20 protein-coding genes are annotated in these 12,602 nt (G+C 67.7%); 1 reads left to right on the top strand and 19 read right to left on the bottom strand.

The annotated features are described in order from the left end of the window. Position 1 precedes the first annotated feature (1 nt). From rplF to ACN6LM_RS29905, 18 genes are all read right to left on the bottom strand, one after another. Positions 2-541: a 50S ribosomal protein L6 gene (rplF, locus tag ACN6LM_RS29990; protein ID WP_018101218.1), complete on the bottom strand. Its 540-nt coding sequence runs from the start codon at positions 539-541 to the stop codon at positions 2-4. A 21-nt stretch (positions 542-562) separates the two neighbouring features. Next, positions 563-961 carry a 30S ribosomal protein S8 gene (gene rpsH, locus ACN6LM_RS29985; RefSeq protein ID WP_030977958.1) on the bottom strand — a complete coding sequence of 133 codons (399 nt, stop codon included), beginning with the start codon at positions 959-961 and terminating at the stop codon, positions 563-565. A gap of 224 nt (positions 962-1,185) precedes the next feature. Then, complete coding sequence (locus ACN6LM_RS29980; RefSeq protein WP_003948630.1) at positions 1,186-1,371, bottom strand: type Z 30S ribosomal protein S14; 186 nt, start codon at positions 1,369-1,371, stop codon at positions 1,186-1,188. A 2-nt stretch (positions 1,372-1,373) separates the two neighbouring features. Beyond that, positions 1,374-1,931: a 50S ribosomal protein L5 gene (gene rplE, locus ACN6LM_RS29975; RefSeq protein ID WP_018101220.1), complete on the bottom strand. Its 558-nt coding sequence runs from the start codon at positions 1,929-1,931 to the stop codon at positions 1,374-1,376. Further along, a complete protein-coding gene (rplX, locus tag ACN6LM_RS29970; RefSeq protein WP_003966949.1) occupies positions 1,931-2,254 on the bottom strand; it encodes a 50S ribosomal protein L24 in 324 nt (107 codons plus the stop codon). Before rplX ends, rplE begins: the two co-directional genes overlap by 1 nt. 2 nt (positions 2,255-2,256) lie before the next feature. After that, positions 2,257-2,625, bottom strand: a complete 369-nt coding sequence (rplN, locus tag ACN6LM_RS29965; protein WP_003966950.1) for a 50S ribosomal protein L14 — start codon at positions 2,623-2,625, stop codon at positions 2,257-2,259. Positions 2,626-2,726: 101 nt separating this feature from the next. Continuing rightward, entirely contained in the window at positions 2,727-3,011 is a 285-nt protein-coding gene (gene rpsQ, locus ACN6LM_RS29960; protein WP_136317111.1) for a 30S ribosomal protein S17, read from the bottom strand. Beyond that, on the bottom strand, positions 3,011-3,235 hold the full coding sequence (gene rpmC / locus ACN6LM_RS29955; protein ID WP_014047786.1) for a 50S ribosomal protein L29: 225 nt from the start codon (positions 3,233-3,235) through the stop codon (positions 3,011-3,013). The genes rpsQ and rpmC overlap by 1 nt, the downstream gene beginning before the upstream one ends. Continuing rightward, positions 3,235-3,654: a 50S ribosomal protein L16 gene (gene rplP, locus ACN6LM_RS29950; protein WP_018101222.1), complete on the bottom strand. Its 420-nt coding sequence runs from the start codon at positions 3,652-3,654 to the stop codon at positions 3,235-3,237. The genes rpmC and rplP overlap by 1 nt, the downstream gene beginning before the upstream one ends. A 5-nt stretch (positions 3,655-3,659) precedes the next feature. Next, the gene (gene rpsC, locus ACN6LM_RS29945) at positions 3,660-4,496 is read right to left on the bottom strand and encodes a 30S ribosomal protein S3 (RefSeq protein WP_018101223.1); all 837 of its coding nucleotides are present in this window, start codon (positions 4,494-4,496) and stop codon (positions 3,660-3,662) included. Beyond that, positions 4,496-4,843, bottom strand: a complete 348-nt coding sequence (rplV, locus tag ACN6LM_RS29940) for a 50S ribosomal protein L22 (RefSeq protein ID WP_004571827.1) — start codon at positions 4,841-4,843, stop codon at positions 4,496-4,498. Before rplV ends, rpsC begins: the two co-directional genes overlap by 1 nt. Before the next feature lie 40 nt (positions 4,844-4,883). Further along, complete coding sequence (gene rpsS, locus ACN6LM_RS29935) at positions 4,884-5,165, bottom strand: 30S ribosomal protein S19 (RefSeq protein WP_018101224.1); 282 nt, start codon at positions 5,163-5,165, stop codon at positions 4,884-4,886. A 12-nt stretch (positions 5,166-5,177) separates the two neighbouring features. Continuing rightward, positions 5,178-6,014 (bottom strand): 50S ribosomal protein L2, encoded by an 837-nt coding sequence (gene rplB, locus ACN6LM_RS29930; RefSeq protein ID WP_445068506.1) that lies wholly within the window; start codon positions 6,012-6,014, stop codon positions 5,178-5,180. Between the two features lie 38 nt (positions 6,015-6,052). Then, positions 6,053-6,376, bottom strand: a complete 324-nt coding sequence (gene rplW, locus ACN6LM_RS29925) for a 50S ribosomal protein L23 (RefSeq protein ID WP_111337412.1) — start codon at positions 6,374-6,376, stop codon at positions 6,053-6,055. Next, entirely contained in the window at positions 6,376-7,026 is a 651-nt protein-coding gene (gene rplD / locus ACN6LM_RS29920) for a 50S ribosomal protein L4 (RefSeq protein ID WP_018101227.1), read from the bottom strand. The genes rplW and rplD overlap by 1 nt, the downstream gene beginning before the upstream one ends. Positions 7,027-7,030: 4 nt before the next feature. Beyond that, a complete protein-coding gene (gene rplC, locus ACN6LM_RS29915) occupies positions 7,031-7,675 on the bottom strand; it encodes a 50S ribosomal protein L3 (protein ID WP_018101228.1) in 645 nt (214 codons plus the stop codon). 14 nt (positions 7,676-7,689) lie between these two features. After that, positions 7,690-7,998, bottom strand: a complete 309-nt coding sequence (gene rpsJ / locus ACN6LM_RS29910) for a 30S ribosomal protein S10 (protein ID WP_003948644.1) — start codon at positions 7,996-7,998, stop codon at positions 7,690-7,692. A gap of 426 nt (positions 7,999-8,424) precedes the next feature. Then, on the bottom strand, positions 8,425-9,033 hold the full coding sequence (locus tag ACN6LM_RS29905) for a hypothetical protein (RefSeq protein WP_445068505.1): 609 nt from the start codon (positions 9,031-9,033) through the stop codon (positions 8,425-8,427). Between the two features lie 618 nt (positions 9,034-9,651). Between ACN6LM_RS29905 and ACN6LM_RS29900 the strand changes: the two genes are divergently transcribed. Next, positions 9,652-10,089: a DUF5959 family protein gene (locus tag ACN6LM_RS29900; RefSeq protein ID WP_445068504.1), complete on the top strand. Its 438-nt coding sequence runs from the start codon at positions 9,652-9,654 to the stop codon at positions 10,087-10,089. Positions 10,090-10,133: 44 nt separating this feature from the next. Here the strand turns inward: ACN6LM_RS29900 and ACN6LM_RS29895 are convergent, their stop codons facing one another. After that, the gene (locus tag ACN6LM_RS29895; RefSeq protein WP_445068503.1) at positions 10,134-12,539 is read right to left on the bottom strand and encodes an RHS repeat-associated core domain-containing protein; all 2,406 of its coding nucleotides are present in this window, start codon (positions 12,537-12,539) and stop codon (positions 10,134-10,136) included. Positions 12,540-12,602: the final 63 nt, after the last annotated feature.

Here is a 12,602-nt window from a genome sequence, read left to right as displayed (position 1 = left end):
GCTACTTACCAGCCTTTCCGACCTTGCGGCGGATGACCTCGCCGGCGTACTTGACGCCCTTGGCCTTGTACGGGTCAGGCTTCCGCAGCTTGCGGATCTTGGCCGCGGTCTCGCCGACCTTCTGCTTGTCGATGCCCTCGACGGTGAACTTCGTGGGGGTCTCCACCTTGAAGGTGATGCCCTCCGGGGCCTCGATCAGGATCGGGTGGCTGTAGCCCAGGGCGAACTCCAGATTGGAGCCCTTCGCCTGGACGCGGTAACCGACACCGCTGATCTCGAGCGCCTTGATGTACCCCTGGGTCACACCGGTGATCATGTTCGCCACCAGCGTGCGGGACAGGCCGTGCAGGGCCTTGTTCTGACGCTCGTCGTTCGGGCGGACGACGTTCAGAACGCCGTCCTCACCCTTGGTGACCTCGATCGGAGACGCAACGGTGTGCGTGAGGGTGCCCTTGGGGCCCTTCACGTTGACCGTACGGCCGTCGATGGTGACGTCCACACCGGCGGGAACCTGGATGGGGAGCTTGCCGATTCGCGACATGAGCTATTCCTCCGTTCCCGACTACCAGACGTAGGCGAGGACTTCCCCACCTACGCCCTTCTTCTGAGCCTGCTGGCCGGTCAGGAGACCGTGGGACGTGGAGATGATCGCCACGCCCAGGCCGCCGAGGACCTTCGGCAGGTTGGTGGACTTTGCGTAGACACGCAGACCCGGCTTCGAGATTCGCTTGATGCCGGCGATCGAGCGCTCGCGGTTCGGGCCGAACTTCAGCTCGAGGACGAGGTTCTTGCCGACCTCGGCGTCCTCGACCTTCCAGCCGGTGATGAAGCCCTCCTGCTGGAGGATCTCCGCGATGTGCGACTTGATCTTGCTGTGCGGCATCACGACGTCGTCGTGATACGCCGAGTTCGCGTTACGCAGACGCGTGAGCATGTCTGCGATGGGATCAGTCATGGTCATGAGTTGGCCTTCGGCCTCTCTCGCCGGGGTTTCCTGTATGCGCCATCCCTCTCCCCGCTCAGAGGCGGGACGGGTGCGGTGCGGGGACCTACGGCGTAGTAAGTCGGTCATGGGCGGCAGGCGCCCAACCCTGCAAGCCTACGGCATGCGGGGCCGGACTCCTGCCGACCAGATGCTTACCGAGAGTCTCCGGTGATTCCCAACGCCCAAAGGGCGAAGGAGAATTACCAGGAGCTCTTGGTCACGCCCGGCAGCTCGCCACGGTGAGCCATCTCACGAAGGCACACGCGGCACAGGCCGAACTTGCGGTAGACGGAGTGGGGCCGGCCGCAGCGCTGGCACCGGGTGTAACCCCGGACGCCGAACTTCGGCTTACGGGCGGCCTTAGCGATCAGAGCCTTCTTCGCCACGGTCAGTTCTCCTTGAACGGGAAGCCGAGGTGACGAAGGAGGGCACGACCCTCGTCGTCATTGGTCGCCGTGGTGACCACGGTGATGTCCATGCCCCGGACCCGGTCGATCTTGTCCTGGTCGATCTCGTGGAACATGACCTGCTCCGTGAGACCGAAGGTGTAGTTGCCACGGCCGTCGAACTGCTTGGGCGACAGGCCGCGGAAGTCACGGATACGCGGCAGCGCGAGCGACAGCGTACGGTCCAGGAACTCCCACATGCGGTCACCGCGGAGGGTGACGTGGCAGCCGATCGGCTGCCCCTCGCGCAGCTTGAACTGCGCGATCGACTTGCGGGCCTTGGTGACGGCCGGCTTCTGACCGGTGATCGTGGTGAGGTCCTTGACGGCACCGTCGATCAGCTTGGAGTCGCGGGCGGCGTCGCCCACACCCATGTTGACCACGATCTTGACCAGACCGGGGATCTGCATGACGTTCTCGTAGGAGAACTCCTCACGCAGCTTGCCGGCGATTTCCTCGCGGTAGCGCGTCTTGAGACGCGGCGCGGTGGTGGTAGTCATCAGATGTCCTCACCGGTGCGCTTGGCAACACGGATCTTGTTGCCCTCGTCGTCAAAGCGGTAGCCGACGCGAGTAACGACCTTGTTGCCGTCCTTCTCAACAACCAGCTGCACGTTGCTGACGTGGATCGGGGCCTCGGTCGTCACAATGCCACCGGTCTGCGAACCGCGAGCGGTCTGGCCGGCCTTGGTGTGCTTCTTGACCCGGTTGACACCCTCGACGAGGACGCGGTCCTGAGCGGGGTAGGCCACGATGACCTTGCCCTGCTTGCCCTTGTCCTTACCGGTGATGACCTGTACCAGGTCGCCCTTCTTGATCTTCATGCTTACAGCACCTCCGGCGCGAGCGAGATGATCTTCATGAACTTCTTCTCGCGCAGCTCACGGCCCACCGGGCCGAAGATACGGGTGCCGCGGGGGTCGCCGTCGTTCTTCAGAATGACGGCGGCGTTCTCGTCGAAGCGGATGTACGAGCCATCCTGGCGACGACGCTCCTTGACGGTGCGAACGATGACCGCCTTGACGACGTCACCCTTCTTCACGTTGCCACCGGGGATCGCGTCCTTGACGGTGGCGACGATGACGTCACCGATGCCCGCGTAGCGGCGACCCGAGCCACCGAGAACACGGATGGTGAGAATTTCCTTCGCACCCGTGTTGTCGGCGACGCGCAGTCGCGACTCCTGCTGGATCACGTCTATCTCCTGATCGTCTGCCGGTTCCCGGCAGGGGCCCCGCTAACGGGTGCCCCTGCCGAGCCTGGCGGAACTGACCTGAGGGGAAGTCCCCTCAGGAATTACTTGGCCTTCTCGAGGATCTCGACGATGCGCCACCGCTTGGTGGCGGACAGCGGCCGGGTCTCCATCAGGAGGACGCGGTCGCCGACACCGGCGGAGTTCTGCTCGTCGTGGGCCTTGAGCTTGTTCGTACGGCGGATGACCTTGCCGTACAGCGCGTGCTTCACGCGGTCCTCGACGGCGACGACGACGGTCTTGTCCATCTTGTCGCTGACGACGAGGCCCTCGCGGGTCTTGCGGAAGCCGCGCTCGGTCTTGGTCTCAGTCACAGTGTTCTCGCTCATCAGACGCTCTCCACCGTTTCGATGCCCAGCTCGCGCTCGCGCATCAGGGTGTAGATCCGGGCGATGTCCTTACGGACGGACTTGAGCCGACCGTGGTTCTCGAGCTGGCCCGTCGCCGCCTGAAAGCGGAGGTTGAACAGCTCTTCCTTGGCCTCGCGGAGCTTGTTGAGGAGCTCCTCGTTGCCCAGCTCGCGCAGCTCGGACGCCTTGGTACCGGCCGACATCACGCTTCACCTGCCTCGCGCTTGACGATCCGGCACTTCATCGGCAGCTTGTGGGCCGCACGAGTCAGCGCCTCACGGGCGATCTTCTCGTTGGGGTACGACAGCTCGAACATGACGCGTCCGGGCTTGACGTTGGCGATCCACCACTCCGGGGAACCCTTACCGGAACCCATGCGGGTCTCGGCAGGCTTCTTGGTGAGGGGACGGTCCGGGTAGATGTTGATCCAGACCTTGCCGCCACGCTTGATGTGACGCGTCATGGCGATACGAGCGGACTCGATCTGACGGTTCGTCACGTACGCCGGGGTCAGCGCCTGGATGCCGTACTCGCCGAACGCAACCTGCGTGCCACCCTTGGACATGCCGCTGCGCTTCGGGTGGTGCTGCTTGCGGTGCTTGACCCTACGGGGGATCAGCATTTCGGTCAGGCCTCCGTTCCGGTGCTCTCAGCAGCCGGAGCAGCGGCGGTCGCCTCGGCCTTGGGGGCCTCGGCGGCCGGAGCCGACTGCTGCGGCTTGCGGCCGCGGCCGCCACGCTCGCCACCGCGGCCACCGCGGCCGGCCGGGCGGTCAGCGCCGCCACGGGCCGGGCGGTTGCCCGCACGGGCAGCAGCGTTCTCGGCGCGGACCTCGGCGATGTTCTTGACGTCGCCCTTGTAGATCCAGACCTTCACGCCGATGCGGCCGAAGGTCGTCTTGGCCTCGAAGAAGCCGTAGTCGACGTTCGCGCGGAGCGTGTGCAGGGGCACGCGGCCCTCGCGGTAGAACTCCGAGCGGGACATCTCGGCGCCGCCGAGGCGGCCGCCGCACTGGACCTTGATGCCCTTGGCGCCGGCCTTCATCGTGCTCTGCATGCTCTTGCGCATGGCACGACGGAAGGAGACGCGGGAGGAGAGCTGCTCGGCGACGGCCTGGGCCACCAGCTGAGCGTCCACCTCGGGGTTCTTGACCTCGAGGATGTTCAGCTGGACCTGCTTGCCGGTCAGCTTCTCCAGCTCGCCGCGGATGCGGTCGGCCTCGGCGCCGCGGCGGCCGATGACGATGCCCGGGCGAGCGGTGTGGATGTCGACGCGGACGCGGTCGCGGGTGCGCTCGATCTCAACCTTCGAGATGCCGGCGCGCTCCATGCCCTTCGTCATCATGCGACGAATGGCGACGTCTTCCTTGACGTAGTCCTTGTACAGCTTGTCGGCGTACCAGCGGGACTTGAAGTCCGTGGTGATGCCGAGCCGGAACCCGTGCGGGTTTACCTTCTGGCCCATTACCGGGTTCCTTCCTTGCTGCTGACGACCACGGTGATGTGGCTGGTCCGCTTACGGATCCGGTAGGCACGGCCCTGGGCACGCGGACGGAACCGCTTCAGGGTCGGGCCCTCATCCACGTACGCCTCGCTGATGACCAGCGAAGAGGCGTCGGTGTGGTCGTAGTTGTGTGCGGCGTTGGCAATGGCGCTGTCCAGCACCTTGCCGACCGGCACGCTCGCGGCCTGCGGGGCGAAACGCAGGACCGCCTGAGCCTCCGTGGCATCCATGCCACGGATGAGGTCCACCACGCGGCGGGCCTTCATGGGCGTGACGCGGATGTACCGCGCCTGGGCCCTGGCTTCCATGGTTGTCCCTTCGGTGTAAGTCATAGTCAGTCACCCCGCGTTAGCGGCGCTTCGACTTCCGGTCGTCCTTGACGTGGCCGCGGAAGGTGCGAGTCGGCGAGAACTCGCCGAGCTTGTGGCCGACCATCGACTCGGTGACGAACACCGGGACGTGGATCTTGCCGTTGTGCACCGCGATGGTGTGACCCAGCATGGCCGGGACGATCATCGAGCGACGGGACCAGGTCTTGATGACGTTCTTGGTGCCGGCCTCGTTCTGTACGTCCACCTTCTTGGCGAGGTGGCCGTCGACGAAGGGCCCCTTCTTGAGACTGCGCGGCATCTAAACCCGCTCCTAGCGCTTCTTGTTCGTCTTGCGGCGGCGGACGATGTACTTGTTCGACGCCTTCTTGGGCGAACGAGTACGACCTTCCTTCTTACCCCACGGCGAAACCGGGTGACGGCCACCGGAGGTCTTACCCTCACCACCACCGTGCGGGTGGTCGACCGGGTTCATCACGACACCACGGACGGTCGGGCGGACGCCCTTCCACCGCATGCGGCCGGCCTTGCCCCAGTTGATGTTCGACTGCTCGGCGTTGCCGACCTCGCCGATGGTGGCGCGGCAGCGGGCGTCGACCAGGCGGATCTCACCCGACGGCATACGAAGGTGGGCCATGGTGCCCTCCTTCGCCAGCAGCTGCACGGAGGCACCCGCGGAGCGGGCGAACTTCGCGCCGCCGCCGGGCCGCAGCTCGATGGCGTGGATGGTCGTACCGACCGGGATGTTGCGCAGCGCCAGGTTGTTGCCGGGCTTGATGTCGGCGGCCGGGCCGTTCTCGACACGGTCGCCCTGGCTCAGGCCACGCGGCGCGATGATGTAGCGCTTCTCGCCGTCCGCGTAGTGCAGGAGCGCGATGCGCGCGGTGCGGTTGGGGTCGTACTCGATGTGCGCGACCTTGGCCGGCACGCCGTCCTTGTCGTGACGACGGAAGTCGATCACGCGGTAGGCGCGCTTGTGGCCACCACCCTGGTGGCGAACGGTCACACGACCGGTGTTGTTACGGCCGCCCTTGTTGTGCAGGGGGCGGACCAGCGACTTCTCCGGCGTGGACCGCGTGATCTCGACAAAGTCGGCGACGCTGGAGCCACGACGGCCCGGGGTCGTCGGCTTGTACTTGCGGATACCCATTTCTCAGTCCTCGTCCGATTCCGGACGACTCGGCCTCACTAGGAGGTCGGGCCGCCGAAGATGTCGATACGGTCGCCCTCAGCGAGGGTCACGATGGCGCGCTTGGTGTCGGCGCGCTTGCCGAAACCGGTGCGGGTGCGCTTGCGCTTGCCCTGGCGGTTGATCGTGTTGACCCCGGTGACCTTGACCGAGAAGACCGCCTCGACGGCCTGCTTGATCTGGGTCTTGTTGGAGCCCGGCGCGACGATGAACGTGTACTTGTTCTCGTCGAGCAGCGCGTAGCTCTTCTCCGAGACAACCGGCTTGACGAGAACGTCGCGCGGGTCGTCGTAGGTCTTGCTGGTAACGGTCGCCTCGCTCATCAGGCGTCGCTCCCTTCGGTCTCAGCGGTCTGGGGGCCAGACACGAAGGACTCGAAGGCGGCCTGGGTGAAGACCACGTCGTCAGAGACGATCACGTCGTACGTGTTCAGCTGGCCCGGCTCCAGGATGTGCACCTGGGGCAGGTTGCGTGCGGAGAGCCACGCGGCCTCGTCGTTGCGGTCGACGACCAGGAGCACGTTCTTGCGCTCCGAGATCTTGCCGAACAGCGTCTTGGCGGCCTTCGTGGAGACCCCACCCTCGACCACGCCGGTGACGACGTGGATACGGGAGTGACGCGCCCGGTCGGAGAGGGCACCGCGGAGGGCGGCGGCCTTCATCTTCTTCGGGGTGCGCTGCGAGTAGTCACGCGGCTGCGGGCCGTGGACGACGCCACCGCCGACGAACTGCGGCGCGCGGGTCGAACCCTGGCGCGCGCGGCCGGTGCCCTTCTGGCGGTAAGGCTTGCGCCCACCACCGCGGACCTCGCCGCGACGCTTGGTCTTGTGCGTGCCCTGACGGGCAGCTGCCAGCTGCGCGACAACGACCTGGTGGATCAGCGGAACGCTGGTCTTCGCGTCGAAGATCTCCGCGGGGAGCTCGACGGTACCGGCCTTGTCGCCTGCCGGCGAAAGGATGTCAATGGTGCTCATTACCTCAAGCCCCCTTGGCCGCGGTACGGACCAGGACGAGGCCGCCGTTCGGACCGGGGACCGCGCCCTTGATGAGGAGCAGACCCTTCTCCGCGTCAACCGCGTGGATGGTCAGGTTCTGGGTGGTGACGCGCTCGTTACCCATGCGACCGGCCATGCGCATGCCCTTGAAGACACGCCCAGGGGTGGCGCAGCCACCGATCGAACCGGGGGAACGGTGCTTGCGCTGCACGCCGTGACCGGCGCCGAGGCCCCGGAAGTTGTGACGCTTCATGACACCGGCGAAGCCCTTGCCCTTGCTCTTGCCCGTGACGTCAACCTTGACGCCGGACTCGAACACCTCGGCATTGATCTCCTGGCCGAGCGTGTACTCGCTCGCGTCAGGAGTGCGGATCTCCACCAGGTGGCGGCGCGGGGTGACGTCGGCCTTGGCGAAGTGACCCTTGAGGGGCTTGTTCACCTTGCGCGGGTCGATCTCGCCGAAGGCGATCTGCACCGACTCGTAGCCGTCGCTGTCGTTCGTACGGACCTGCGTCACGACGCACGGACCGGCCTTGACGACGGTCACCGGGACGACCCGGTTGTTCTCGTCCCAGACCTGGGTCATGCCGAGCTTCTCGCCCAGGACGCCCTTGATGTTCTTGCTCATCTCGGCCCGTCCCCTCAGAGCTTGATCTCGATGTCGACGCCAGCCGGCAGGTCGAGGCGCATCAGCGAGTCAACCGTCTTCGGCGTGGGGTCGAGAATGTCGATGAGGCGCTTGTGCGTGCGCATCTCGAAGTGCTCGCGAGAGTCCTTGTACTTGTGCGGCGACTTGATGACGCAGTACACGTTCTTCTCAGTGGGCAGCGGCACCGGGCCCGCGACCGACGCACCAGTGCGGGTCACCGTCTCGACGATCTTCTTCGCCGAGGAGTCGATGACCTCGTGGTCGTAGGCCTTGAGCCGGATGCGGATCTTCTGTCCCGCCATGGCTACTAGTAGTCCTGTCTCTCGTTTAACGCTCTGGAACCCGGGGTTCGGTAACTCCACCGCCGACCCACGCGGTCGGGCGTGTCGCATCCCCTCTACGCAGAAATCACGAAGGATTTCCCAACCAAGGGGGGGCGGGCCGAATACCACGCTGCCGGGGGTGAAACCCCACCGGGTGCCTGGCCGGTGCCCCACTTACGCTTCCCGGAAGATTCCCGTACGTCCGGCCCGCATGGGGCCGACGAGTACTGTGGGACTCGCTTCCGGTCCTCCCGGCGGGAGGCGCGCAGCATTGACACTCAACCGAGCAACCTGGCTAGTGTGCCATACGGGCTGCGGGCCTGGCCAATCGGGCCGAGGATCTTACCCCGCCCGAGTGGCCGGTCAAACGCGGGCACGCATCGGGTGCCTCGCGACGCCCTCGGCTCAGGTGCGGGTGGCCGTCCCGCAACGACCGCTGTTCGCCACGGACCGATGCCGGTCGTACGGGTCCACGGCGGGGCCGCCGGAGACCGCGCCGCCATCGAATTCCGGGTGGTAGTACCCGTCGTACACCTCGCACGCGGTGTTGCCGACCTCGCCGGCGTACAGGCCCAGGTTGAGCTTGCCCCGGGTCACCAGCCACCGGGCCGGGTCCATCAGGGAAGCCTTCACGTCCCGGCGGACGATCGTCCGCGTCACGGAGCCGTCCCCACCGGCCCGTACCAGTGGGTAGACGAACGTGTAGTCCGCGTGCACCCGCACCTCGCCCGGCTTCCCCGCGCCGAACGTCATCCGCCCCCGCACCCGGACCACGTCACCGGCCGGCGCCACCTCGTCCGGGTCGAACCGGGTGACCAGGCCCAGCGGGTCGTGCCGCTCGTCCGGGTCGCGCAGGGAGCGCCGCAGCTCCGGCAGCCCGTCCAGCTGCTTCGGGTCGAGCAGGGCCATCGCGGCGGTGGGCTGCCCGCCGCGCAACACGGCCGGGTCCAGATTGGTGCCGACCAGGAACTCCTTGGTCAGGCGCAGCGCGAGCGCCACGTCCGCCTCGCTCATCCCGCCAACCGCCTTCGCCTCGGGCAGCACGATCGCCTCGGCCCCGGAGGCCCACCGCTCGGCGGGCGGCCCCCGGAACGGGTGCGCGCGGTCGGGCAGCCCCGCCCGGGCCGCCGGGGCGGCGTTCGGCCGCGCGGTCTCGGCGGGCAGCAGGGAGGCTTCGGCGTGGCGGCCGGGCCGCCGGTCCAGCAGCAGCGCCGGCCCGTACGGCGACCAGGGCGACCCCCGAGACGAGCGCCAGCACGAACACCGTACGAACGGTCCGGAGCCGGTTGCGCCGCCCGTTCAGCTCCTGCCACGCGGGCCCGGTACGCCACCCCTCCGGCAACACCGGCTCCACCACCCGCTCCCGCCACCACCGCCGGCGGCCCGTCCCCGGCCCCTCGACAGGTCTGTCGTCGGGGTGCCCGGGGGGTATGACGGTGCTCATGCGGGCTCTGTGGGAGGGGGACAGGGGGTGGCGACGGGGGGCGGTCGGCCCGGCGGGCGGATCGTGAATCAGCCGTCGAATTAATGCGGCGGATTCCCCAGGACTTCAGGACGCGGTGTCGACGGAGTCCCTCGTGGGATCCTGGTGACCGAGACCAGTCGGTCATCGAACCGGAAAGGCAGCACCTCGTGCCCGATTTCATTCCTTTTGATCTCATTAAAATCTCGGACGAAGAGCAGAGCGTCACCCTTCGCGTCATCGAAGGGATGCATTTCTCGGGCTCCGACGACTATGACGCTCTCCACGCCGAGGTACTGATCGGCACCGACTTCCTGAACGGCCGCGTCGAGGCGTACCTCAATTCCTATGATCTCGACGCCTGGGGCGAGGCCCTGGACGCTCTGGCCACGGGCCGGCAGGTGACCTGGCTGGAAAGCGGCCGCTCCCCCCGTCTCATGATCTCTCCGCAGGAGCGGACCGAAAGCGGGTGCACGGAGGTGAGTGTGTACGACGTCGTCGGTTCACAGGTCTTCGTCACCGTGCCCGTCGCGACGGAAGCCGACTGGATCGCGCGCCACCGTGAACTGCTCACGGAGGCCAGGAGCCGATTCCCTCTGACGCGGTGAGGCGTGCGGGTCGGAGAGGAGTGCCCTCCTCTCCGACCGTCGGCTTACCTTCCGGTGGGCGTGTTCTTCACGACAGCCGACTCGTTCGTCCCCCCGCTGCCGATGGCATACAGCCTGGTCTCGTACGGGATCGGGGAACCGCCGTGATATCGAGGCACGGCCAGGTAGTAAATCCTTTCCCCACCCGATACACGTGCGGCGATTTTGTCCTCGAAGCTCTTCTGGATGACGGAATTGGGAATCGTGTACTGCGGGACGAGATTGCGCACCTCGGTACCGCTGCCACCGAGTTGCCGGCCGATCAGATGGCCTCGCGCGAGTCCCTTGCCCTTTTGATATCCGGTCGGGTCGTGCTTGCCGTCGCGACGGGTATCGCTGCCCACGATGTCGGTGTCCTTGCTGTCCGGCTTCGCTCCGCGCCCGGTCAGCTTGATGGCGTCCTTCTGAAGGCATCCGAACGCCCCGGTCGCCCGGTCCTTGGCGTCGAGCGGCTGGTAGTAGATCCAGCTCTGCTTGCCCCAGGTGCAGTCCTTCTGCTGCTCGTCCCAGTTCGCGACGAACTTGCCGAACTCCTGCTCGTAGGACGAGCCCGCGGCGGGCCGCGGGAACAGCTTGAAGTAGCCGCGCAGCTGCTCCTCGGTGAGGTCGAGGTCCTTCTGGGCGCGGGTGAAGGCGTCGTCCACGTACCGCTGGTGCTCGGTGTCCGTGTCCGTGCTGCCCGTCGGCCTGGCCTGGACCACGCGCAGGACGGCCTTGATCATCTGGGCCCACGGCGGCGGCGGGGGCGGCGGGGGCGGGCCGGGGGGACGGGGGGCCTGCGGGCGGCCGGGGCCGCGGTAGGGGCCGCGGTAGGTGGGGTAGCCGGGGGAGCTCGGGTGATCCAGCACCGGGGTACCGGCGTTCCTCCGGGCGGCCGCCCCCTGGGCCGCCGCCTGGGCGGCGATGGCGCTCGCGGTGGACGACATCGAGTTGCCGAAGATGTTGGTGTACGTGGTCGCCGCCGAGCTGCTGGAGTGCGACCACGGCCACGAGAAGGACGGCCACGTGATGTGCACCGGGTGCTGCCGGTAGTACTCGGAGATGGACGACCCCACGTACCCGGCCAGCAGGCTGACCACGACCGCCTCGCCGATGCACAGGTCTTCAAGGCAGTGCCCGCTCGGGTCCGTGTTCAGCAGCGGACTGCCGGCCCCGTACGCGTAGCGGTTGGCCTGACCGGACGGCGCCGGGTTCAGGGTCCAGGAGTCGCGGGAGGAGAAGCCGCCAGTGGACGGGTCGTACCAGCGGGCGTGCATGTCCACCTGCCCGGAGTCCGGGTCGGTGTACTCGCCCTGGTAGCCCAGGGTGCCCGTCCCGTCCGCCGTGCGGGCGGTGACCTGGCCGAACGGCGAGTACGCGGAGGAGCCCGAGAGTTCACCGGTGGCCGGAGCGAAGCGGCCGGTCACATCACCGTGCTGGTCGGAGAGGACCGCCGAGGCGTTGCCGCCGTCCGGATCGGCGGTGGCCAGGGCGTCCCCTGCGGGATCCCGGACGACTAGCGAGCCGCCGCCGCTGACCAGGTTGTTCGACTGGTCGGCGTAGGCGAAGGTGTCGTCCCCACGGCCCACCACGCGGCCGAGGCCGTCGTAGGTGTAGGTGGTGTCGTCGCTGGTGATCATGCGCCCCAGCGCGTCGAACGTCGCCGCGTGCGTGACGCCGCCCTCGGTGCTGCCGGTGCGGGTGCCGCGCGGTGAGTAGCTGTACGAGGTGTCCCCCGCGGTCAGCAGCCGGTTCCGGGCGTCGTACGTGGCCGTGACCGTACCGGCCTTGGTGCGGTTGCCGGCGGCGTCCCAGCCGTACGGCGTCTTCGCGCCGTCGGCCGCGGTCCACTCGGTGAGCCGGCCCGCCCAGTCGTAGGCGTAGTCCTGCTCGCCGTCGCCCGCCGTGCCGCTGGTGGTCTCCGAGACCAGGCGCGACGCCTCGTCGTAGCCGTATCCGGTGGCCGCAGTCGTCGCGCCGCCGGGGGCCTTGAGCGTGTCGGAGGTCAGCCGGTCCAGGGCGTCGTAGGAGAAGGACCGGTGAGCACCCGATGTGCCGTAGCCGACCGAGGTCAGCCGGGACGCGTTGTCGTACCCGTAGGTCAGGGTCGTCGCGGTCAGCGGGTCGGCAGCCGAGGCGAGGCGGCCCGCCGTGTCGTAGCCGAATGCCGTGTGACCGGCGGCGTCCGTGCGCCCGGTGAGGTGGCTCTCCTCGTCGTAGGACAGGGTGGCCGTGCCCGAGGGGCCGGACGTGGTGAGCAGGTCGCCCCGGTCGTCGTAGGTGTAGTGGTCGGTCCCGCCCGGGGCGCTCACCGAGGTGAGGTTGCCGGCCGCGTCGTAGCCGTAGCGGTCGGCGGTGGTCGCCGCCTCGGCACCGGACCCCGTGACCTCGGTGACGCGGCCCAGCGCGTCGAAGGCGCGCTTCTGCGTCACCCCGCCCGGCTGGCGCTCCTCGGGGGGGGGGGGGGGGGGGGGCCGGGCTCCGGACCGCACCCT

This window comes from Streptomyces sp. SAS_281, assembly GCF_052542855.1.
Note: the sequence above shows the minus strand (reverse complement) of the source record. Positions and strands in the feature narration are given on the sequence as shown.